Raw genomic sequence first — 18,738 nt, 5'->3', positions numbered from 1 at the left:
GCGAAGACGGCATCACAGGCACAGTATCAATCAGGCTCAACATCGCCTCGATAAAACAGCGAATACCCGACCTGCCCCACCGCCTCATTCATCAACTGCCCGCTCTGCCAGATCGATTTGAATTCCGGCATCCAGCCGCCCAGCGGCCGGGCATTGTCCACGCCTAAAAACCCTACTGGCGCGGGCACCACCTCAAATCCCGCCTGCTGGAAACTCCAGACCGCTCTCGGCATGTGCCAGGCCTGAGTCACGACCACCACCCGCTTGATCCCCTCCGGCAACAATACCTGGGCGCTGAATTGCGCATTCTCCCAGGTCGTGCGGCTGCGCCCTTCCTGCCAGCGCACCGTCACACCAAAATCATCGAGCAATGAGTCCGCCATCAGCTTCGCTTCGGTCGGTGGCGAGCCGTAATGCAGGCCGCCACTGGTCAGAATCGGCAAGCCCGATGCCTTGGCCAGGCGCGCGGCATAGCGCTCGCGCCCCAGGCCTACGCCGGTCGGCTGGTCAACGCCCCAGGCCAGGTCGCCACGCTCACGCCCTGAACCCAGCACCACGATTGCGTCCGCCCGTCGGCCCAAAGTTGCCCATTCCTCGCGCGCCAGCGGCGGCTCGCGCTCCAGGGCCTTGGCACTCCACTCCACCATCACTGGCAGGCTCATCAACCAGAAGCCACCCACGCCCAGGACGAAGCACAACCCCGCCAGCCTCGGCCTTGAGCGGCGCCACCACCAGGCAAGCACCAGCAACAGCAATAAAATGCCGGGAGGCAATAGAAGTTGTTTAATGAAATAACGAAAAGGCATCGGGCATCTCCATAGATGCCCGAAGCCTAGGTGGATTGACGCAATGCGACAACAAATGCGGAAGGACTTTGCTTCAAAAAAGCATATCCAACGGCTTCAAGTGCTCTTACTTGAATTGCAAAGACCGGACCTTTACCGCGCCTTTGCCGGGTGCCTTATCCTTGAGCCAGATGATATTGGCCGAACGTGGTGCCTCGAGTTGCTTCACTGCTGCTGACAAGCATCCATGCGTCTCACGTTCACTACGGTCCAGATAGGCCTTGACCAGTTCAAACTCTGCGGGGCTCAAACCACGCAGTTCCAGCTCCAGGGGACGCTCATCGCGAAGCCGACCGGCGGTTTTGGCCACATCCAGGGCCATTGCGAGACGGTCTATCAGTCTTTCGTACAGCTCCGGTTTTGTAGCTTTTTGCCGTGACTCAACCATCCATCACCTCATTGAAGATAAGACTCACTCCCCTTTTAGAGCTTAGCCTCGCTGAAAAAACCGGCTGAGTGCCGCGACCAACGGCCCTCGGGGCGGGTATTGGCCGCGTCCTTGCGTGTAATCAGGGTTTCCCTCGGTAGAGTGCGGTCATGTATGCTACGGCGCTTCCTGTAACTCCACTTCCAGCTCGCCTGGGCACCGAAACGTCGATTTGGCGTTCTCACCGTCCAGCGTTGCATTGAAGAGGATTAGGCCACCCCTATTCAGTTCAAAAGTAGCCATGCACGAACAATATCAGCCCCGTGAAATCGAAGCCGCCGCCCAGTCGTTCTGGGACGAGCAAAAGTCCTTTGAAGTCAGTGAACAGCCAGGCAAGGAGACGTTCTACTGCCTGTCGATGTTCCCTTACCCCAGCGGCAAGCTACACATGGGGCACGTGCGCAACTACACCATCGGCGACGTGATCTCCCGCTACCAGCGCATGCAAGGCAAGAACGTCCTGCAACCCATGGGTTGGGACGCCTTCGGCATGCCGGCGGAAAACGCCGCGATGAAGAACAACGTAGCGCCCGCCAAGTGGACCTACGAAAACATCGCCTACATGAAAAGCCAGCTGCGCAGCCTGGGCCTGGCAGTGGACTGGTCGCGCGAAGTGACCACCTGCAAGCCGGATTACTACCGCTGGGAACAATGGCTGTTCACTCGCCTGTTCGAAAAAGGCGTGATTTACAAAAAAAGCGGCACCGTGAACTGGGACCCGGTCGACCAGACCGTTCTGGCCAACGAGCAAGTGATCGACGGTCGCGGCTGGCGTTCCGGCGCGCTGATCGAGAAGCGCGAAATCCCGATGTACTACTTCAAGATCACCGCTTACGCGGATGAGCTGCTGGAGAGCCTCGACGAACTGACGGGCTGGCCTGAACAGGTCAAGACCATGCAGCGCAACTGGATCGGCAAGTCCCGCGGCATGGAAGTGCAGTTCCCGTACGACGTCGCTTCCATCGGTGAAACCGGCGCATTGAAAGTGTTCACGACCCGTCCGGACACCCTGATGGGCGCGACCTACGTTGCCGTAGCCGCCGAACACCATCTGGCGACCCTGGCCGCGCAGAACAACCCAGAGCTGCAAGCGTTCATCGCTGAATGCAAGGGCGGCAGCGTCGCTGAAGCCGACGTCGCCACTCAAGAGAAAAAAGGCCTGCCGACCTCGCTGTTCGTCGAGCATCCGCTGACCGGTGAGAAACTCCCGGTGTGGGTCGCCAACTATGTACTGATGCACTACGGCGACGGCGCGGTAATGGCCGTTCCGGCGCACGACGAGCGTGATTTCGAGTTCGCCACCAAGTACAACCTGCCGATCAAATCCGTGGTGCGCACAAGTTCCGGTGACACCAACCCGGCCCCTTGGCAGGATGCGTACGGCGAGCACGGCACGCTGATCAACTCCGGCGAATTCGACGGCCTCGACTTCGCAGGCGCCTTCGACGCCATTGAAGTCGCGCTGATCAAGAAAAACCTCGGTGCCTCGCGCACCCAGTTCCGCCTGCGCGACTGGGGCATCAGCCGTCAGCGCTACTGGGGCTGCCCGATTCCAATCATCCACTGCAACACCTGCGGTGATGTGCCGGTCCCTGAAGATCAGTTGCCAGTCGTGCTGCCGGAAGACGTCGTACCGGACGGCGCTGGTTCGCCATTGGCGCGCATGCCTGAGTTCTACGAGTGCGCTTGCCCGAAATGCGGCGCACCGGCCAAGCGTGAAACCGACACCATGGACACCTTCGTCGAGTCCTCGTGGTACTACGCCCGTTACGCCTCGCCGCACTATGAAGGCGGTCTGGTGGAAAAATCGGCAGCCGACCATTGGTTGCCTGTTGATCAGTACATCGGCGGTATCGAACACGCCATTCTTCACCTGCTCTACGCGCGCTTCTTCCACAAGCTGATGCGCGACGAAGGCCTGGTGAGTTCCAACGAGCCGTTCAAGAACCTGCTGACCCAGGGCATGGTGATCGCCGAGACTTACTATCGTCGCGAAGCCAATGGTGCTTACACCTGGTTCAATCCGGCGGACGTGGAGCTTGAGCGTGACAGCAAGGCCAAGGTAATCAGCGCCAAGCTGATCGCAGACGGCCTGCCGGTGGAAATCGGTGGCACCGAGAAGATGGCCAAGTCGAAGAACAACGGCGTCGACCCACAGTCGATGATTGACCAGTTCGGCGCAGACACCTGCCGCCTGTTCATGATGTTCGCCTCGCCACCCGACATGAGCGCGGAATGGTCCGATTCCGGCGTAGAGGGTTCGCACCGCTTCCTCAAGCGCGTCTGGCGCCTGGCTCAAGCGCACGTCACTCAGAGCTTGCCGGGCAAACTGGACGTCGCCAGCCTGAACGACGAGCAGAAAGCCATTCGCCGTTCGATCCACCAGGCCATCAAGCAGGCCAGCCACGACGTCGGCCAGAACCACAAATTCAACACCGCCATCGCCCAAGTGATGACGCTGATGAACGTGCTGGAAAAAGCCGCGCAAGGCACCGAACAGGATCGCGCACTGATTCACGAAGGTCTGGAAACCGTAGTCCTGCTGCTGGCACCGATCACCCCGCACATCAGCCACGAACTGTGGCATCGACTGGGCCATGCTGACCCGGTAATCGATGCCGGTTGGCCGGTGCTGGACGAAAGCGCCTTGGTACAGGACAGCCTGCAGCTTGTCATTCAAGTCAACGGCAAGCTGCGCGGTCACATCGAAATGCCGGCCAGCGCCAGCCGCGAAGAAGTCGAAGCGGCTGCACGGGCCAACGAAAACGTCCTGCGCTTCGTCGATGGCCTGACTATTCGCAAAGTGATCGTAGTGCCCGGGAAACTGGTCAATATCGTCGCCAGCTAAATTGGATCAGGCGTCAGGTCATGCCTGGCGCCGAGTAAAACCTTTCGGGCCGCTTGACCGGCCCACATGGTTTCAAGGGGAGCAACAAGATGATCAAACGCAATTTGCTGGTGATGGGCCTTGCGGTCCTGCTGAGCGCCTGTGGTTTCCAGCTGCGCGGCACCGGCACCACCGAACTGGCGATCAAGGAACTCGACCTGAGCGCCCGCAACGCCTACGGCGAAACCGTGACGCAACTGCGTCAGGTGCTGGAAAGCAGCGGCGTCAAGGTCTACAGCGGCGCGCCTTACAAGCTGTATCTGGCCGATGAGCAGGAAAGCCAGCGCATCCTCAGTTATGCCGGTGCCGGCCGGACTGGCGAGTACCAGGTGAACACTGTGCTGAACTACGACATCCGGGGTCAGGGCAACCTGCCGCTGTTGAGCGACAAACTCGAAGTACAGAAAGTCTTCATCCATGACGGCAACAACCTGGTGGGTTCTGACCAGGAAGCCAACGATGCCCGCAAGGAAATGCGTCGTGAACTGGTGCAACGCATGATGCTGCGTCTGCAACAGCTGACCCCGACTCAGCTTGAACAGATGCAACAGACCGCTGAAGCCAGGGCCAAGGCTGACGCCGACGCATTGGAAGCGGCGCAGAAGACTGAAGCGGAGACGCCGCGTCAGTCGCCTGTCGAACTGCCGCAGCAATAAGCCTTACGGGGCGCCCAGGCGCCCCGTTCGCCTCTTCTTATGAAACTCGCCCCCGCCCAACTCGGTAAACACCTGCAAGGCGCCCTCGCGCCGGTCTACGTCATCAGTGGCGATGACCCGCTGCTGTGTCAGGAAGCCGCCGACGCCATTCGCGCGGCTGCCCGCCAACAAGGTTTCGATGAACGCCAGGTCTTCGCCGCCGACGCCAGTTTCGACTGGGGTACGCTGCTGCAGGCCGGCGCCAGCATGTCGCTGTTCGCCGAAAAACGTCTTCTGGAACTGCGTCTGCCCTCCGGCAAACCCGGAGACAAAGGCGCCGCGGCATTCATTGAGTATTGCTCGCGCCCGGCCGAAGACACGGTGCTGCTGATCAGCCTGCCCAAGCTTGATGGCAGTGCGCAGAAAACCAAGTGGGGCAAGGCGCTGATTGAAGGTCCGCAAACCCAGTTCGTACAGATCTGGCCCGTGGACACCAACCAGCTACCGAGCTGGATCCGCCAACGACTGTCCCAGGCCGGGCTTTCAGCCAGTCAGGACGCCGTCGAACTTATCGCCGCTCGAGTGGAAGGCAACTTGCTGGCTGCCGCTCAGGAAATCGAAAAGCTCAAGCTGATGGCCGAGGGTGGCCAGATCACCGTCGAAACCGTGCAAGCGGCCGTGGCCGACAGTGCGCGTTTTGACGTCTTCGGCCTGACCGATGCGATCCTTAATGGCGAGGCTGCTCACGCCCTGCGCATGCTCGAAGGGTTGCGCGGCGAAGGCGTCGAACCGCCGGTGATTCTCTGGGCGCTGGCCCGAGAGCTGCGCCTGCTGGCCAACCTGTCGCTGCAATACAGCCAGGGCGTGCCGCTGGACAAAGCCTTCAGCCAGGCCCGACCGCCGGTCTGGGACAAACGCAAACCGCTGATGAGCAAGGCGCTGCAACGCTACTCGGCACAACGCTGGGCGCAGTTGCTGCTCGAAGCCCAGCGCATCGATGCACAGATCAAAGGCCAGGCGGCGGGTTCGCCGTGGATGAGCCTTAGTCGGTTGACGTTGTTGATGGCTGGCCAAAGATTGTCGCTGCCTGCCGAGTAAGGCCATCCACTGCTGGCAGTTTTTGCCTGCGGTTGCAGACGCACACTTCATGCCTACGTAGCCTACGCAATGTCACTGATAAACCTGATCTGCGGCAGAATAACTGAATGAAGCAGCCTGAGACGCAGAGATTGTCAGCTTTACAATTGGCACTATTTTTCCATTGGCTTGATTAAAAAAAGAAGTCTGATTCTTTTTTGCCTGAACCAACCCGTCTGCATTTGTAAAAAAGAAGGCTTCGATGGGCATGTTTGTAGCGGGTTGCTTAGCCCATACTTTAGCCACTAGTTCATTCTCATCATTAAGGCCGTTTTTCGGGAGACGCTGCATCACTGACAATGCTTCGCGAAATAGCGCAGCCGTTTGATAAGGCGAACTATCACGAACATCGAAGCTGCATTGCTTCTGCTCTCGAACAGGTGTATTCGTCATATAATGTAAATAAAACTGATCTGCAGTAGTAATATTTTGCGATGAACAATAACGACTTATCGCGCCGTGAAGACTATGTTGTCCACAGCCATAATCACCCCGCCATTCTGTTGCCCCATCTATTGGAAAGAAGCATTGGTACTGTATTTTTAACGCCCCTGCTGGCAGCTCCGAAACAGGCCGCACAATATAACCATTATTCGCATGACTATAAAGAGCAGGAAATTTCGCATCGGCTCGCATATAGGAAAATGCGACAAACCCTTTAGCTACACTACCGGGACTTGGATCCCAAACATTATAACCAACGCCAAATGTCGTACCTCTAATAATAATTCCCGAGCACAAAAATATCGGAGCGGTCTCACTCCCCCAACAATTACGTGATGTTTGAGCATAACGAGTGTTAAGTGCTGTAGCGACAGCGTTTCCACTGCTACCAAACACTTCCAACGGGGCCATTTGCTCCACGCGTTGGGGCGCACAAGCAGCCAACATTGAAATCAACACGAACAAAATAAGCTTTTTCATTATTTACTCCATGTATGCCATAACGCTCAACATTGACAACTCTATTGCAGGGCAATACTTATCTTAAAAACAAAATTCGTCTACTATCAGAAATAACAGGTGGGTCAGATTTTTTTCGATACGTCACAGCGAGACTTGAGTGCCGATTACACTCAGGAAATAGCGGTGTATAATGCCAGCCCCCCCAAAGGAGATACGTCATGAGCAAAAAGCGCCCCAACAAGGCCAAATCCATCATCGCCCAGCCACTGTTCCGCAGCCGTCAGGAACGAGCCGGCAAGGGCAAAGGCAGCTACCGCCGCGAAGCCTTCCAGTCTAATAGCTGGGAGGCTTCTTACTTTCTGGCGGCCTGAAAGGCAAGCCATCGCTCAACATGTTAAGGTCTGCACCTGATTCGTATCCTCTGGACCTGTGCATGCCCCTTTGTCTTTCCCGTCGTTGGCCCCTTCGCCAACTGATAGCTGCCTCCAGCCTCGTTCTGCTTGTCGCCTGCGCGGAAAAACCCACCGCCGCCGACGCCCAACCGCTTCAGACCCGCACCGTTGCGACGGCCCCTGCGATCATTCCGCCGGTGGTTCCAACCGGTGAAAATCTCGACATCCAGCCTACCCAGACCTTTGCCGAATGGCAGGCGGGCTTTCGTAAAGACGCCCTCGCCGCCGGCATTCGCGCCGACCTGTTCGATCGTGCTTTTGCCAATGTCAGCATGGACGACAGCGTGATCCGTGCCGATCGCAGCCAACCGGAATTTACTCGCCCTGTGTGGGAGTACCTCGATGGCGCACTGTCGCCGCTGCGGGTACGCAAAGGTCAGGCACTGGTCAGCCAGTACGCCGACATCCTGCAAAGCATCGAGCAGCGCTACGGCGTCGACCGTCAGGCACTGGTCGCGGTGTGGGGCATGGAGAGTAATTTCGGGCAGTTCCAGGGCAGCAAGTCGGTGATCAATTCCCTGGCGACCCTGGCTTATGAAGGTCGGCGTCCGGGCTTTGCTCATGCGCAACTGATCGCTGCCCTGCAAATCCTGCAGCAGGGTGATATCGAGCCGGAGAAAATGCTCGGTTCCTGGGCCGGCGCCATGGGTCAGACCCAGTTCATTCCGACCACCTACAATACCCACGCTGTGGACTTTGACGGCGATGGCCGCCGCGACATCTGGAACAGCTCCGCTGATGCATTGGCCTCGACCGCGCACTATCTGCAAAGCTCCGGCTGGCAGAAAGGCCAGCCCTGGGGCTTCGAAGCGCAATTGCCGAGCGGTTTCAATTACGCCCTGGCCGATGGCACGATTCGCAAAAGCGTTGCCGAATGGCGACAACTGGGGGTGACCCTGCCCAATGGCGCTCAGGTTCCGGCAGGCTCCGAACACCTGTCGGCCGCCCTGCTGCTGCCGGCAGGCTATCGCGGCCCGGCGTTCCTGGTCCTCGATAACTTCCGCGCGATTCTCAAGTACAACAACTCTTCGTCCTATGCCTTGGCCGTGAGCCTGTTGTCCGAGCGCTTCAATGGCGGCGGTTTGATCAGCGGTCTATGGCCAAAAGATGACTTGCCGCTGAGCCGTACCGAGCGAATCGAGCTGCAAAACCTGCTGAGCGCCCAGAACTACGACGCTGGGACCGCCGACGGGATTATCGGCGCCAATACCCGCAAAGCGATCCGCAGTGCGCAACAATCGTTTGGCTGGCCGGCGGATGGTTATCCGACGCACAAGTTGCTGGAAGGGTTGCGTAGCCGCTAGAAGCTTCGCGGGCAAGCCTCGCTCCTACAGGGTTTATGACGACCCGACAATTCCGTAGGAGCGAGGCTTGCCCGCGAAGACTGACTGTCAGGCGATGAATTCCTAAGCCTTGATCACCACATCCTGCTCCAACACCAACGCCTTTTCCCCCGCATCCAGCCTGACCAGCGCCCCCATCGGCAGCGTCAGATTCGGATCACAATGCCCGCTACGCCATCCGGCCAGCACGGGGATGCGCAACGGCGCAAAGGTCTGCTTGAGCAACTTCTCCAACGCAATCGCATCAACCCCTGCCACATCCCCCACCAGAACCCCGCGCAGCTTGTGCAGCGTGCCGGCCAGACGCAAATGAGTCAGCAGTCGGTCTATGCGATACAGCGGCTCGTTAATGTCCTCGATGAACAGAATGCCGCCCTCGGCATCGATCTCGTAAGGCGTGCCCATGGTCGCGGCGATCATCGACAGGTTGCCCCCCAGCAAACGCCCGTGAGCGATGCCGGGCTCGATGGTGGTCAACGGCCAGGCCACCGGGTGAGAAAGCACACTGCCCGCCTTCACCTGCCCGCGCAGCATGTTGAAAAACGAGAACTCGGTGGGTTGCTGCTTGTCACCCAGCAGGTCAGCGTTGAGCATCGGGCCATGGAAGGTCACGAACCCGGCATAACGACTGATGGCCGAGTGCAGTGCAGTGACGTCGCTGTAGCCAATAAACGGCTTGGCGTTGTTGCGCAGTAATTCGAAATCGATGCGATCGAGCAAACGCGGCGTACCGTAACCGCCGCGCAGACAGATGATGGCATCGACCTCGCTGTCGGCGAATGCGCCATGCAGGTCATTGAGCCGCACATCATCACTGCCGGCCAGATAACCCTCTTGCTCATAAACGCCGGGAAACACGCGCAGCGAATAGCCGCGAGCGCGCATCCAGCCGATGGCTTTATCGGTGTCCAGCGCTGCGGGCCCGGCGGGCGCGATCACGCCGATCAGCCCTGTAGGCGGCAAGGCCGGAACGGGGGCATGTGGACAAAGGGTGTGGGTCGGTCGAGCAGTCATCCATGATTCTCCCTGTGAGAACGTTTCAGCACACAGTAGTCAGGAACGGGAATAAACAGAAGAGGGTCAGTCGCCCCACGGCTTGCAGGAAAAGACTGAAATGGGTGTGGGCACCGCAAAAAAACGCCCGCAAGGCCTGGAAAGCCTTGCGGGCCCGTTCTTTTTCTTAAAGCAGGATCAGGACGACATCAGCTCGGCCTTGACCAGTTTCGCCTGCTCGTCGGCGTGGTACGAGGAACGTACCAACGGGCCGGAAGCGACGTTCTTGAAGCCCATCTTGTAACCTTCCTCGGCAAACCAGGCGAAAGTGTCCGGGTGCACGAAGCGCTGGACCGGCAAGTGGCTGCGGGACGGTTGCAGGTACTGGCCCAGGGTCAGCATGTCGATGTCGTGTTCGCGCATGCGCTTCATGACTTCGATGACTTCTTCGTCGGTTTCGCCCAGGCCCAGCATCAAACCGGACTTGGTCGGAATGTGCGGCATCATCTGCTTGAAGCGTTGCAGCAGGGTCAGCGACCACTGGTAATCCGAACCCGGACGCGCGGCCTTGTACAGACGCGGCACGGTTTCCAGGTTGTGGTTGAACACATCAGGCGGCTCGGCGGCGGTGATTTCCAGCGCAACGTCCATGCGGCCACGGTAGTCCGGGACCAGGGTTTCGAGCTGCACATTCGGCGACAGTTTGCGGATTTCGCGGATGCAGTCGGCAAAATGCTGGGCACCGCCGTCACGCAGGTCGTCGCGGTCAACCGAGGTGATTACGACGTACTTGAGTTTCAGGTCGGCGATGGCAATGGCCAGGCTTTGCGGCTCGTTGACGTCCAGTGGCTTCGGACGACCATGGCCAACGTCGCAGAACGGGCAGCGACGGGTGCAGATGTCACCCATGATCATGAAGGTCGCGGTGCCACCGGAGAAGCACTCGCCCAGGTTCGGGCAGGACGCCTCTTCGCAAACGCTGTGCAGCTTGTGTTTACGCAGCAAGGCCTTGATGCGGTCGACTTCCGGGGAAACCGGGATGCGCACGCGAATCCAGTCGGGTTTCTTCGGCAGTTCAGTGGTCGGGATGATCTTCACCGGGATGCGTGCAACCTTCTCGGCGCCGCGCAGCTTGACGCCGGCTTCAACCTTGGCACGCGGGGCCGGACGCTCGGTGACATCGAGCGTCGGGATCATGGTTTGCACTGCATCAGTAGTCATATCAGTCGATTCCGCCCGTTAGGGTCGTCTGCTCAGCATAGTCGAGGTGTTTGACGAGCTGCGCGCGCAGCCGGGCACTTACCTCGGCAAATTCAATCGATCCTGCGTGATCGCGCAGCTGGGTCATTGCCAGCCCGGCGTAGCCGCAGGGATTAATCCGTCGAAACGGTTCCAGGTTCATATCCACGTTCAAGGCCAGGCCATGAAAGGAGCAACCGTGGCGGATCCGCAGACCCAGAGAAGCGATTTTCGCGCCATCGACATAGACACCCGGTGCATCCGGCTTGGCCACCGCGGTCACGCCGTAGCTGGCCAGCAGCTCGATCAGGCATTGCTCCATGCGGCTGACCAGATCACGCACGCCGAACCCCAGCTTGCGCACGTCCAGCAACAGGTAAGCCACCAGTTGGCCGGGACCGTGGTAAGTCACCTGACCACCGCGATCGACCTTCACCACCGCAATGTCCCCGGGCAGCAGCAAGTGTTCAGCCTTGCCGGCCTGGCCCTGGGTGAATACCGGCGGGTGTTCCACCAGCCAGACTTCGTCGGCGGCATCACTGCCGCGTTCGTTGGTGAAGCGCTGCATGGCATGCCAGACCGGCTCGTAAGCCATCTGACCGAGTTCGCGAAAGCCCAGCGTGCCAGGCATCACAACACCATGTGCACGAAACCGGTAGCCCGCAACTCGCTGTTGATGTCGTACAGCTGTTCCTGGCCGGTGGCGATGATGTGCAACTGGATGGTCGTGTACTTGCCGTTGGTACTCTGCCGTTCGGCAAAGGTGTTGTGGTCAACGGTCGCGTGTTTCTCAAGGATCGCGATGATCTTGTCCTTGAAACCCACGCCTGTGTCGCCGATTACCTTGATCGGGTAATCCGCGCAGGGGAATTCGATTTTTGGCGCCTTTACTTCAGTGTCTGTCATGGCGTAACGGCCTCGTAAGCCGTGGCAACGGACATGGCCCCGCTCCGGATTGGAACGAGGCCATGCAGGTCCACACTAATTCAGTTGAACAAGCCGTAGAAGAATAGACGGATGCTATCCCACATGCGGCGGAAGATACCACCCTCGTCGACTGCGTCCAGAGCGATCAGGTCGGCGCTGTGCACCACTTTGTCGTCCAGTTTCACTTCGACTTTACCGATCACATCGCCCTTGGCGATTGGTGCGACCAGTTGCGGGTTCATGGTCATGCTGGCGGCGAGCTTTTTCAGCTGGCCTTTGGGCAGGGTCATGGTCAGGTCTTGAGCCAGGCCGGCCTTGACTTGATTGGTGCTGCCTTTCCAGACAGGGGCCTGAGCCAGCTCGGCGCCTTTCTGATAGAAGGTCTGGGTTTCGAAGAAGCGGAAACCGTAGGTCAGCAGCTTCTGGGTTTCAGAAGCGCGAGCCACTTCGCTGTTGGTGCCGAACACCACCGCGATCAGGCGCATGCCATCACGTACAGCCGAAGACACCATGCAGTAGCCGGCTTCGTCGGTGTGACCGGTTTTCAGACCGTCGACGGTCTTGTCACGCCACAGCAGCAGGTTGCGGTTAGGTTGTTTGATGCCGTTCCAGAAGAACTCTTTCTGCGAGTAGATTGCGTAGTGAGCCGGGTCTTCGTGGATGATCGCGCGAGCCAGCACCGCCATGTCGTGAGCCGACGAGTAGTGCTCAGGGTTTGGCAGACCGGTCGGGTTCATGAAGTGGCTGTTGGTCATGCCCAGGTCGGCCACGGTTTTGTTCATCATGTCGGCGAACGCGTCTTCGCTGCCGGCGATGTGCTCGGAGAGCGCAACACTGGCGTCGTTACCCGACTGAATGATGATGCCGTGCAGCAAGTCGCTGACAGTAACCTGCGAGCCAACCTTGATGAACATCCGCGAACCGCCGGTACGCCAGGCGTTTTCGCTGACGGTCACCGGATCGTTTTCACCGATCTGGCCACGGCGGATTTCCAGGGTCGCGATGTACGCGGTCATCAGCTTGGTCAGGCTGGCCGGCGGCAGACGCTGGTCACCGTTGTTCTCGACCAGCACGTTGCCGCTGCTGGCGTCCATGAGTACGTAGGCTTTGGCGGCCAGTTGCGGTGGCGACGGCATCATCTCGACCGCGAATGCGGCAGGCGAGAGGAGCAGCGGGACTAGCAGGCACAGGCGTTTGGCAAAGGTGGTGATGTTCATCCGTCTCTCGAAATCGCTAATGGAAACTGCCCTAGGGCAAAACTAATCAGACAGCTCTCTAAAAAGCTGTCGCGTGTTCAGTTGCTCACTCTGTAACCCTTGCCGGGCTTTTGTTCTTCACGAGCCAACAACCCGGTTCGCCCCCCAAACCGCAAGCGAACCGTCAATCAAGTACTACGTGTTACTCGGCGCTGACCAGGCTCGGCGAACCGAGATTGGCCAGCCTCACGCTGTTCTGCACCTGCTGGATTTCACCCGGCGAGCCGATCGGCCCCAGGCGCACCCGATGCAGTGTCTGTTGGTTACGCACGATCGAGCTGATGAACACCGGAGCGCTCACCATCCCGCTGAGCTTCGATCTCAGGAGTTCTGCAGCGTCCGGGTTGGCGAACGCGCCCACCTGCAGATACTGGCCAGAGGCTGGTACAGAAGCGTTTTTTTTTGCATCGATCTGCACGGGCACAACGGCCGCGGCGTGTTGCTGCGGCGGTGGCGTCCACTGCTCGACGGTGCCGGTGGAGGCCGTCACGGTCGGCGCGGCATTTTGCGCCACTTGCGGCTCGTTAAGCATCAACGGTGCCGGACGGCCTTTCTGTGCCCACCATTGCTGCGGGTCGATGCCTTCGACCTTGACCCGCGCCGTACCGGTTTCGGCATAGCCGAGCTTCTTGGCCGCGGCATAGGACAAGTCGATGATCCGGTCCGAGTAGAACGGCCCACGGTCGTTGACCCGCAGGATCACGCTCTTGTTGTTGTCCAGGTTGGTCACCCGCACGTAACTGGGCAGTGGCAAGGTTTTGTGCGCGGCGCTCATACCGTAAAGGTCATAGACTTCGCCGTTGGCGGTGTTCTGGCCATGGAACTTGGTGCCGTACCAAGACGCCGTGCCCGAGGCCACGTAGGTCTTGGATTCCTGCATGGGGAAGTAAGTCTTGCCCAGCACGGTATACGGGTTGGCTTTATAAGGACCACTGTGCAGGGTCGGCGTGGCATCCGGGATGCGCGATACGTCGACGTCCCACCAGGGTGCGCCATCCTTGTGAGCCCGGTTGATATCCAGGCCAGGTGCCGAACGAACGGCGGTCGGAGACTTCTGAGCCGGCGCGCGGCTGGTCGAACAACTGGCGACCAGGACCGTCAACGCGGCGAACGCCATGAGCTTCAGGGGTTTATTCATAGGCAATGCCCGCATTACTTGACGCCCCGTGCTTGGACCAGCTGTTCAGACAGTTGATGTACGGCCATGGCGTACATCACGCTGCGGTTATAACGCGTGATTGCGTAAAAATTCGTCAGGCCCATCCAGTATTCGGGGCCATTGTCACCTTCCAGGCGGAAAGCCGTGACCGGCATATCATCGCGCAGCGCATCATGACTCGACCAGCCCAGCGCCCGCAACTCCCCGACGGTTTTCGTCGGCTCGATGCCGGCGGTCAAACCCTCGTCTACCTGATCGCCACGCACATCGGCGCGGCTGACCACAGGTTCGCCGGCGACCCAGCCGTGACGCTTGAAATAACTGGCGACGCTGCCAATGGCATCAACCGGGTTGGTCCAGATATTAATGTGGCCGTCACCGTCGAAATCCACCGCATAGGCGCGAAAACTGCTCGGCATGAATTGCGGCAAGCCCATGGCCCCGGCGTAAGAGCCTTTGAGGGTCAACGGGTCGACCTGCTCCTCGCGGGCCAGCAGCAGGAATTCACGCAATTCCTTGCGGAAGAATTCGGCACGGGGAGGATAGTCGAAACCCAGGGTCGACAAGGCATCGATTACCCGGAAATTGCCGGTATTGCGACCGAAAAAGGTCTCGACGCCGATGATCGAGACGATCACCTGCGCCGGCACGCCGTATTCCTGCTCGGCACGAGCCAGGGCCGCTTCGTGCTGGCGCCAGAAGTCCACACCACGGGCGATGCGCGCCTCGGTGATGAACATCGGGCGATAGTCTTTCCACTGTTTAACCCGTTCGGCGGGTTTGGAGATCGCGTCCAGAATCGACTGTTTGCGCTCGGCTTCGCGGAACACGCCCATCAGCTGTTCACCGGCAAAGCCATAGTCGCGGGTCATTTCACCGACGAACTCGGCCACCTGGGGTGAGCCTTCGTAATCGCCGGCCCACGCTTGCTGCGCGGTACCAAGGATGCTTACCAGGCCGACCCATGGCGCGTATCGAGTCGCCCAGCCACGCATTACTTGCATTGAAATCTTCACCTTATTCAAACCTGTGCGATCCACTTACGATGGGTATGGATCGACATCAAAACCCCAAACGCTGACAGAAGCGTCACCAGCGAAGTTCCTCCGTAGCTAATGAACGGCAACGGCACCCCTACAACCGGCAACAGGCCACTGACCATACCGATGTTGACGAAAACGTAAACAAAAAACGTCATGGTCAGGCTGCCCGCGAGCAATTTGCCGAACAATGTCTGAGCCTGGGCGGTAATCACCAGCCCGCGACCGATCAACAACAGGTAAATCAGCAACAGTGCGCAGATGCCCACCAGACCGAACTCTTCGCCCATCACCGCAATAATGAAGTCGGTGTGGCTTTCCGGCAGGAAGTCCAGGTGCGACTGAGTACCAAGCAACCAGCCTTTGCCGAACACGCCGCCGGAACCGATGGCCGCTTTCGACTGAATGATGTTCCAGCCCGTGCCCAGCGGATCACTCTCGGGGTCGAGGAAGGTCAGGATTCGCTGCTTCTGGTAGTCGTGCATGATGAAGTACCACATGCCGACCGCTACCGGCACCGCCGCGGCAATCACGCTGAGAATCCAGCGCCAGCGCAGGCCGCCCATGAACAGAACGAACGCGCCACCGGCGAGGATAAGCAGCGAAGTGCCGAGGTCGGGTTGACGCACGATCAGGATGAACGGCAAACCGATCAGAAACAGACTGACGCCCACATGCTTGAGCTGCGGTGGCAAGGTGCGCTTGGACAGATACCAGGCGATGGTCGCCGGCATCAGGATCTTCATGAACTCCGAGGGCTGGAAGCGGATCACCCCGGGAATGTTGATCCAGCGCGTGGCGCCCATGGCGTTGTGGCCCATGACATCCACCACCACCAGCAACAGCACGCCGACCACATAACCGACCGGCACCCAGCGGGCCATGAAGCGCGGCTCGAATTGGGCGATGACGATCATCGATACCAGGCCGATGCCGAAGGAAGTGGCTTGCTTGGCCAGCAGATCCCAGCTTTTGCCGCTGGCCGAATACAGCACGAACAGGCTGCCGGCAGCCAGGGTCAACAGCAGAATAAGCAAAGGGCCATCGATGTGCATGCGTTGCAGCAGCGTCGCACGGCGACGCATCACATCCTCGCTGGAGAGGATGCGATCGAAATTACTCTTCACGGGCCGTAGCCTCCGCACTGATAGGGCTGGCGTATTCGGCTTTCAGTCGGCCGTCCTGGTCCAGGAGCCAGGCGTCCATGATTTGACGCACCACAGGCGCGGCGACGCCGGAACCGGACTCGCCGTTCTCGACCATCACCGACACCACGATTTGCGGGTTGTCGGCCGGCGCGAAACCGACGAACAAGGCGTGGTCGCGGTGACGCTCCTGAACCTTGGAGCGGTCGTACTTTTCGCCCTGCTTGATCGCGACCACCTGAGCCGTACCACTCTTGCCGGCAATCCGGTATTGAGCACCGATGGAGGCCTTGCGCGCCGTACCGCGTGCACCGTGCATCACCTGCTGCATGCCGTGGTTGACCTTGGTCCAGTCCGACGGATCACGCAGGACGATGTCCGGCATGGGGTTTTCGTCCTTCGGCCGCTCGCCTTCGACGGTCTTGGCCAGATGCGGACGGTTCCAGACGCCTTTGTTGGCCACCAGCGCTGTGGCCTGCGCCAGTTGCAACGGAGTCGACTGCATGTAGCCTTGACCGATCCCCAGAATCAGCGTCTCGCCCGGGAACCAGGCCTGACGACGGGTCGCGCGCTTCCATTCCCGGGTCGGCATCAACCCCGGCGATTCTTCGAACATGTCCAGGGAGACCTTCTGGCCAATGCCGAATTTGCTCATGTACGCCGACAACCGATCAATCCCCAGCTTGTGGGCCAGGTCATAGAAGTAGGTGTCATTGGAGCGCATGATCGCCGTGTCCAGATCCACGTAGCCGTCGCCGGTACGGTTCCAGTTACGGTATTTGTGATCGTAGTTGGGCAATTGGTAATAGCCGGGATCGTAGACCCGGGTCGACGCCGTAACCACGCCCGCATCCAGACCGGCAATCGCCACCGCCGGTTTAATCGTCGAGCCCGGCGGATACAGACCGCGTAACACGCGGTTGAACAGTGGCCGGTCGATGGAGTCGCGCAACTCGGAATAGGCTTTGAAGCTGATGCCGGTGACGAACAGGTTCGGGTCGAAACTCGGCTGACTGACCATCGCCAGCACTTCGCCGGTTTTCGGGTCCAGCGCCACCACCGCGCCACGGCGACCGCCCAGTGCAGCTTCGGCGGCTTCCTGCAATTTGATGTCCAGGCTCAGGACAATGTCTTTGCCGGGAATCGGATCGGTACGCTTGAGCACGCGCAATACGCGGCCTCGTGCGTTGGTTTCGACTTCCTCGTAACCCACCTGACCGTGCAACTCGGGCTCATAGAAACGCTCGATGCCGGTCTTGCCAATGTGGTGGGTGCCGCTGTAATTGACCGGATCGAGCGATTTCAGCTCTTTCTCGTTGATCCGCCCCATGTAACCCACCGAGTGCGCAAAGTGTGCGCCCTGCGGGTAATGCCGCACCAGTTGCGCGACCACTTCCACACCAGGCAGGCGGAACTGGTTCACCGCGATGCGGGCGATCTGCTCTTCGGTCAGCTCGAACAGGATTGGCACCGGCTCAAACGGTCGGCGCCCCTGACGCATGCGCTTCTCGAAGATCACCCGGTCCTCGGGCGTCATCTCCAGCACTTCAACGATCACGTCGAGCACTTGCTGCCAGTCACCGGAGCGTTCGCGGGTCATGCTCAGGCTGAAGCTCGGCCGGTTGTCGGCCACCACCACGCCATTGCGGTCGAAGATCAACCCGCGAGTCGGCGGAATCGGCTGTACATGGACGCGGTTGTTTTCCGAGAGGGTCGAGTGGTACTCGTACTGGATCACCTGAAGGAAATACAGCCGCGCGATCAGCACGCCAATCAGCGCCACCACTGCGATTGCCCCGAACACGACGCGGCCACGCACCAGACGGGCGTCTTTTTCGTGGTCCTTGATACGGATCGGCTGGGGCATGAGGGCAGAACTACTTGTGGTAAGGGTGGCCGGACAACACTGTCCAGGCACGATACAGCTGTTCGCCGATCAGAATTCGCACCAATGGGTGCGGCAACGTCAACGGTGACAACGACCAGCGTTGATCCGCCCGGGCACAGACTTCCGGCGCCAGCCCTTCGGGGCCGCCGACCATGAAATTCACCGTGCGCGAGTCCAGCCGCCAGCGATCGAGTTCGACCGCCAGTTGCTCGGTGCTCCAGGGCTTGCCGTGGACTTCGAGGGTGACAATGCGCTCATTCGGCCCGACCTTGGCCAGCATGGCTTCGCCTTCCTGACGGATAAAGCGCGCCACGTCGGCGTTCTTGCCGCGAGTGTTGAGCGGAATTTCCACCAGTTCCAGCGCCAGCTCGGACGGAAGACGCTTGGCATATTCATGCCAGCCTTCTTCCACCCATTTGGGCATGCGTGAACCGACGGCGATCAGTCGCAGTCGCACAG

General features: G+C 59.5%; 18 protein-coding genes. 5 read left to right on the top strand and 13 right to left on the bottom strand.

What is annotated here, in order from left to right; genetic code table 11:
• Positions 1–26 precede the first annotated feature (26 nt).
• The gene (locus PMI30_RS17330) at positions 27–806 is read right to left on the bottom strand and encodes a YdcF family protein (RefSeq protein ID WP_008009085.1); all 780 of its coding nucleotides are present in this window, start codon (positions 804–806) and stop codon (positions 27–29) included.
• A gap of 106 nt (positions 807–912) precedes the next feature.
• Positions 913–1,233 (bottom strand): hypothetical protein, encoded by a 321-nt coding sequence (locus PMI30_RS17335; RefSeq protein WP_008009083.1) that lies wholly within the window; start codon positions 1,231–1,233, stop codon positions 913–915.
• 280 nt (positions 1,234–1,513) lie between these two features.
• Here PMI30_RS17335 and leuS point away from each other — a divergent pair, with 280 nt between their 5' ends.
• The 3 genes from leuS (at position 1,514) to holA (ending at position 5,892) form a co-directional block, all read left to right on the top strand.
• Positions 1,514–4,120 (top strand): leucine--tRNA ligase, encoded by a 2,607-nt coding sequence (leuS, locus tag PMI30_RS17340; RefSeq protein WP_008009081.1) that lies wholly within the window; start codon positions 1,514–1,516, stop codon positions 4,118–4,120.
• 89 nt (positions 4,121–4,209) lie between these two features.
• Positions 4,210–4,815, top strand: coding sequence for an LPS-assembly lipoprotein LptE (locus tag PMI30_RS17345; RefSeq protein WP_008009080.1), 606 nt, complete (start codon positions 4,210–4,212; stop codon positions 4,813–4,815).
• Between the two features lie 39 nt (positions 4,816–4,854).
• Complete coding sequence (gene holA / locus PMI30_RS17350) at positions 4,855–5,892, top strand: DNA polymerase III subunit delta (RefSeq protein ID WP_008009078.1); 1,038 nt, start codon at positions 4,855–4,857, stop codon at positions 5,890–5,892.
• A gap of 72 nt (positions 5,893–5,964) precedes the next feature.
• Here holA and PMI30_RS17355 read toward each other — a convergent pair whose 3' ends face one another.
• Positions 5,965–6,855, bottom strand: a complete 891-nt coding sequence (locus PMI30_RS17355; RefSeq protein WP_008009075.1) for a hypothetical protein — start codon at positions 6,853–6,855, stop codon at positions 5,965–5,967.
• 200 nt (positions 6,856–7,055) lie between these two features.
• On the opposite strand from PMI30_RS17355, the gene arfA reads away from it, so the two are divergent.
• Positions 7,056–7,208 (top strand): alternative ribosome rescue factor ArfA, encoded by a 153-nt coding sequence (gene arfA, locus PMI30_RS17360; protein WP_008009072.1) that lies wholly within the window; start codon positions 7,056–7,058, stop codon positions 7,206–7,208.
• A gap of 62 nt (positions 7,209–7,270) precedes the next feature.
• On the top strand, positions 7,271–8,593 hold the full coding sequence (locus PMI30_RS17365; RefSeq protein WP_008009070.1) for a lytic murein transglycosylase: 1,323 nt from the start codon (positions 7,271–7,273) through the stop codon (positions 8,591–8,593).
• A 102-nt stretch (positions 8,594–8,695) separates the two neighbouring features.
• Here the strand turns inward: PMI30_RS17365 and PMI30_RS17370 are convergent, their stop codons facing one another.
• The 10 genes from PMI30_RS17370 to rlmH all read right to left on the bottom strand — a co-directional run bounded on the left by PMI30_RS17370 (position 8,696) and on the right by rlmH (position 18,736).
• The gene (locus PMI30_RS17370) at positions 8,696–9,646 is read right to left on the bottom strand and encodes a S66 peptidase family protein (protein WP_008009067.1); all 951 of its coding nucleotides are present in this window, start codon (positions 9,644–9,646) and stop codon (positions 8,696–8,698) included.
• 177 nt (positions 9,647–9,823) lie between these two features.
• Entirely contained in the window at positions 9,824–10,846 is a 1,023-nt protein-coding gene (gene lipA, locus PMI30_RS17375; RefSeq protein WP_007894397.1) for a lipoyl synthase, read from the bottom strand.
• Position 10,847: 1 nt separating this feature from the next.
• Positions 10,848–11,495 (bottom strand): lipoyl(octanoyl) transferase LipB, encoded by a 648-nt coding sequence (gene lipB / locus PMI30_RS17380; RefSeq protein ID WP_008009064.1) that lies wholly within the window; start codon positions 11,493–11,495, stop codon positions 10,848–10,850.
• Complete coding sequence (locus PMI30_RS17385; protein WP_008009062.1) at positions 11,495–11,770, bottom strand: DUF493 domain-containing protein; 276 nt, start codon at positions 11,768–11,770, stop codon at positions 11,495–11,497. The genes lipB and PMI30_RS17385 overlap by 1 nt, the downstream gene beginning before the upstream one ends.
• An 80-nt stretch (positions 11,771–11,850) precedes the next feature.
• Positions 11,851–13,008: a D-alanyl-D-alanine carboxypeptidase family protein gene (locus PMI30_RS17390; protein WP_008009060.1), complete on the bottom strand. Its 1,158-nt coding sequence runs from the start codon at positions 13,006–13,008 to the stop codon at positions 11,851–11,853.
• Positions 13,009–13,189: 181 nt separating this feature from the next.
• The gene (locus PMI30_RS17395; RefSeq protein WP_008009058.1) at positions 13,190–14,200 is read right to left on the bottom strand and encodes a septal ring lytic transglycosylase RlpA family protein; all 1,011 of its coding nucleotides are present in this window, start codon (positions 14,198–14,200) and stop codon (positions 13,190–13,192) included.
• Positions 14,200–15,210 (bottom strand): lytic murein transglycosylase B, encoded by a 1,011-nt coding sequence (gene mltB / locus PMI30_RS17400; RefSeq protein ID WP_008009055.1) that lies wholly within the window; start codon positions 15,208–15,210, stop codon positions 14,200–14,202. Before mltB ends, PMI30_RS17395 begins: the two co-directional genes overlap by 1 nt.
• A 17-nt stretch (positions 15,211–15,227) precedes the next feature.
• Positions 15,228–16,331: a rod shape-determining protein RodA gene (gene rodA / locus PMI30_RS17405; RefSeq protein WP_046048707.1), complete on the bottom strand. Its 1,104-nt coding sequence runs from the start codon at positions 16,329–16,331 to the stop codon at positions 15,228–15,230.
• 31 nt (positions 16,332–16,362) lie between these two features.
• Positions 16,363–18,258: a penicillin-binding protein 2 gene (gene mrdA / locus PMI30_RS17410; protein ID WP_008009051.1), complete on the bottom strand. Its 1,896-nt coding sequence runs from the start codon at positions 18,256–18,258 to the stop codon at positions 16,363–16,365.
• A 10-nt stretch (positions 18,259–18,268) separates the two neighbouring features.
• Entirely contained in the window at positions 18,269–18,736 is a 468-nt protein-coding gene (gene rlmH / locus PMI30_RS17415) for a 23S rRNA (pseudouridine(1915)-N(3))-methyltransferase RlmH (RefSeq protein ID WP_003185785.1), read from the bottom strand.
• Positions 18,737–18,738: the final 2 nt, after the last annotated feature.

The organism is Pseudomonas sp. GM50 (assembly GCF_000282375.1).
Taxonomy (GTDB): Bacteria; Pseudomonadota; Gammaproteobacteria; order Pseudomonadales; family Pseudomonadaceae; genus Aquipseudomonas.
The sequence above is the reverse complement of the archived record's forward strand: the minus strand, read 5'-3'. Positions and strand labels throughout refer to the sequence as shown.

Excerpts from the sequence above, each read along its gene's own strand:
- PMI30_RS17370 (WP_008009067.1), bottom strand. The coding sequence starts at position 9,646 with ATGACTGCTCGACCGACCCACACCCTTTGTCCACATGCCCCCGTTCCG.
- PMI30_RS17335 (WP_008009083.1), bottom strand. The coding sequence starts at position 1,233 with ATGGTTGAGTCACGGCAAAAAGCTACAAAACCGGAGCTGTACGAAAGA.
- PMI30_RS17390 (WP_008009060.1), bottom strand. The coding sequence starts at position 13,008 with ATGAACATCACCACCTTTGCCAAACGCCTGTGCCTGCTAGTCCCGCTG.
- arfA (WP_008009072.1), top strand. The coding sequence starts at position 7,056 with ATGAGCAAAAAGCGCCCCAACAAGGCCAAATCCATCATCGCCCAGCCA.
- lipA (WP_007894397.1), bottom strand. The coding sequence starts at position 10,846 with ATGACTACTGATGCAGTGCAAACCATGATCCCGACGCTCGATGTCACC.
- PMI30_RS17355 (WP_008009075.1), bottom strand. The coding sequence starts at position 6,855 with ATGAAAAAGCTTATTTTGTTCGTGTTGATTTCAATGTTGGCTGCTTGT.
- holA (WP_008009078.1), top strand. The coding sequence starts at position 4,855 with ATGAAACTCGCCCCCGCCCAACTCGGTAAACACCTGCAAGGCGCCCTC.
- lipB (WP_008009064.1), bottom strand. The coding sequence starts at position 11,495 with ATGCCTGGCACGCTGGGCTTTCGCGAACTCGGTCAGATGGCTTACGAG.
- PMI30_RS17345 (WP_008009080.1), top strand. The coding sequence starts at position 4,210 with ATGATCAAACGCAATTTGCTGGTGATGGGCCTTGCGGTCCTGCTGAGC.
- PMI30_RS17330 (WP_008009085.1), bottom strand. The coding sequence starts at position 806 with ATGCCTTTTCGTTATTTCATTAAACAACTTCTATTGCCTCCCGGCATT.
- PMI30_RS17395 (WP_008009058.1), bottom strand. The coding sequence starts at position 14,200 with ATGCGGGCATTGCCTATGAATAAACCCCTGAAGCTCATGGCGTTCGCC.
- mltB (WP_008009055.1), bottom strand. The coding sequence starts at position 15,210 with ATGCAAGTAATGCGTGGCTGGGCGACTCGATACGCGCCATGGGTCGGC.
- mrdA (WP_008009051.1), bottom strand. The coding sequence starts at position 18,258 with ATGCCCCAGCCGATCCGTATCAAGGACCACGAAAAAGACGCCCGTCTG.
- leuS (WP_008009081.1), top strand. The coding sequence starts at position 1,514 with ATGCACGAACAATATCAGCCCCGTGAAATCGAAGCCGCCGCCCAGTCG.
- PMI30_RS17365 (WP_008009070.1), top strand. The coding sequence starts at position 7,271 with ATGCCCCTTTGTCTTTCCCGTCGTTGGCCCCTTCGCCAACTGATAGCT.
- rodA (WP_046048707.1), bottom strand. The coding sequence starts at position 16,331 with ATGCGTCGCCGTGCGACGCTGCTGCAACGCATGCACATCGATGGCCCT.
- PMI30_RS17385 (WP_008009062.1), bottom strand. The coding sequence starts at position 11,770 with ATGACAGACACTGAAGTAAAGGCGCCAAAAATCGAATTCCCCTGCGCG.